The organism is Microbispora sp. H10670 (genome assembly GCF_014161385.1).
GTDB lineage: Bacteria > Actinomycetota > Actinomycetes > Streptosporangiales > Streptosporangiaceae > Microbispora > Microbispora triticiradicis.
In genome coordinates, this window is record NZ_JABBWW010000078.1 from 1 (window position 1) to 1,567 (window position 1,567).

A 1,567-nucleotide genomic window follows, 5' to 3' on the forward strand; every position below is an offset into this window, starting at 1 on the left:
GTCGCCGGCGGTGTGCAGCATGCCCAGCAAGGTGGTGCGTTCATCTGCTTTGGCACCGGTCAGCGCGAAGGCCACGGGCAGGCCGCCCAGCGTGCACAGCAGATGCAGGCGCAGGCCCCAAAAGAACGGGCCCTCCCCCCGAGGTGTGGACACCTTGAGTGCCAGATCATGGAGATCTGGAGACCGAGGAGTTCTTGGTGGTCATGAAGGTCTATCCGCCTGAGTTCAAAGCCGACGCGGTCGCGTTGTACCTGTCGGATCCGACCCGGACGATCAAATCTGTGGCCCAGGATCTGGGGATCAGCCGGGAAACGTTGCGGTTGTGGGTGCGTCAGGCCCAGGCGGCTGGGACCGCGCCGGCCAAGGCGGGGCCGGCGGGCAGGCGTTCGACTGCCCCGCTACCGTCGGGCGACGTGGAAGCAGAGAACAAGCAGCTTAAGGCCCGGATCCGGGAACTGGAGCTGGAGCGCGACATCCTGCGCCGGGCGGCCAAGTATTTCGCCGGGGAGACCAATTGGTGAGTCGCTTCCAGTTCGTCGCCGACCACGCGAGCGCCTTCGGCGTCAAGCGACTGTGCCGCGTCCTTGCGGTGTCCCGCTCGGGGTACTACCGCTGGCGCTCCGCCACACCCGCCCGGGTGGCCCGCGCCGCTGCGGACGCCGCGCTCGCGACGCGGATTAGGACGATCCACGCCGAGTTCGACGGGACCTACGGCAGCCCCCGCATCACCGCTGAGCTGCGCCAAGGTGGGGAGCGCGTCAATCACAAGCGGGTGGAGCGGGTGATGCGCGACCACGGCATTATCGGGCTTCACCTGCGTAAGAAGGTCCGCACCACCGTGCCGCAGCCGGCGGCCCCGGCGGTGCCCGACCTGCTCAGGCGGGACTTCACCGCAGCCGAGCCGAACCAGCGCTACGTCGGCGACATCACCTATCTGCCCCTGGCTGAGGGCCGCTTCCTGTATCTGGCCACGGTGATCGACCTGCATTCGCGGCGGCTGGCCGGGTGGTCGATCGCCGATCACATGCGTACCACCCTGGTGGCCGACGCGCTGCACGCCGCGGCCGCCACGAGGGGTGGCGCCCTGACCGGGGCGATCTTTCACAGCGACCACGGGGCGCAATACACCTCTGCCGAGTTCGCCGCCGTGTGCCGGCAGCTCGGGGTGCGCCAGTCGATGGGCGCGGTCGGCACGAGTGCGGACAACGCGCTGGCCGAGGCGCTCAACGCCACGATGAAGCGGGAGACCCTCCAGGGCGCCAGGTGCTGGCCCTCCGCGCGAGCGGCCCGGCTGGCCGTCTTCGCCTGGATCACCCGCTACAACACCCGAAGAAGGCACTCGAGCCTGGGCTACCGCAGCCCGATCGACTACGAACAGCAGCCCGATAAGGTGCTGATCGCCGCATAACAGCCGGTGTCCACATACCGGGGGGAACCCCCAACCGCGAGTGCGAGGCGCAGTAGCCGTACTCGGCCCAGCCGGCCAGGTCGCTGCGTTGGGTGGTCTGGCGGGAGCGGCCGCATTCGACCGGCGTGGAGTCGATCACCCACACGTCGTCGCTCCATA

General features: G+C 68.9%; 1 protein-coding gene and 1 pseudogene. One reads left to right on the top strand and one right to left on the bottom strand.

Going from position 1 to position 1,567, the window contains the following annotated elements:
- The first annotated feature begins 197 nt into the window (after positions 1-197).
- A protein-coding gene (locus HHX33_RS34585) for an IS3 family transposase (RefSeq protein WP_182878243.1) occupies positions 198-1,408 on the top strand; the annotation gives its coding sequence in 2 pieces (ribosomal slippage) (positions 198-507 and positions 507-1,408; 1,212 coding nt in all).
- Between the two features lie 34 nt (positions 1,409-1,442).
- On the opposite strand, the pseudogene HHX33_RS37835 reads toward HHX33_RS34585, so the two are convergent.
- Positions 1,443-1,567 (bottom strand): annotated as a pseudogene (locus HHX33_RS37835) (IS982 family transposase); the annotation flags it as partial.